We start from the raw sequence: 421 nt of genomic DNA, 5'->3' as shown, positions 1-421 counted from the left end.
CCCATCAGGTAGCATAGCGAAAAATTTGAAACCCGTCAGGGTTTATTTGATGTGCCTACTTTTAGGCTATCTATAAAAGATAATAAAAGACTACGTGAAAAAACCACATTTTGTATAAAAAGATACCTTAAGTTGATGGATGTGTGGCGGTACCCCTATGACGATTCCCCTGTTTTTAACAACGTTAAATTTGTGAAATTACAAATGTGTCCAGAACCTCATTATATAGAAAGCTATCGGAAAAGAACAAATAGTGTTTTCTTCCCTCATTAAAGGGCCAGATTGTTGAAGAAAACCCCGTTCCTGTTAGAAACTAAATGGTATACTAATCATAAAATACTTTAAAAAGGGAGGATATACAATGGTTGCAAAGACTGAAGAGGATTTTAATGGATTAAAAGTAATTGGTGAAATTTGTGGT

At 34.2% G+C, this 421-nt stretch carries 1 protein-coding gene; it reads left to right on the top strand.

The window, feature by feature from the left end:
- The first annotated feature begins 188 nt into the window (after nt 1–188).
- Complete coding sequence (locus FT637_RS30735) at nt 189–254, top strand: hypothetical protein (RefSeq protein WP_407707240.1); 66 nt, start codon at nt 189–191, stop codon at nt 252–254.
- The last annotated feature ends 167 nt before the right edge of the window (nt 255–421 follow it).

Source organism: Bacillus cereus, from assembly GCF_015071065.1.
GTDB classification, from domain to species: Bacteria; Bacillota; Bacilli; order Bacillales; family Bacillaceae_G; genus Bacillus_A; species Bacillus_A cereus_BA.
Note: the sequence above shows the minus strand (reverse complement) of the source record. Positions and strands in the feature narration are given on the sequence as shown.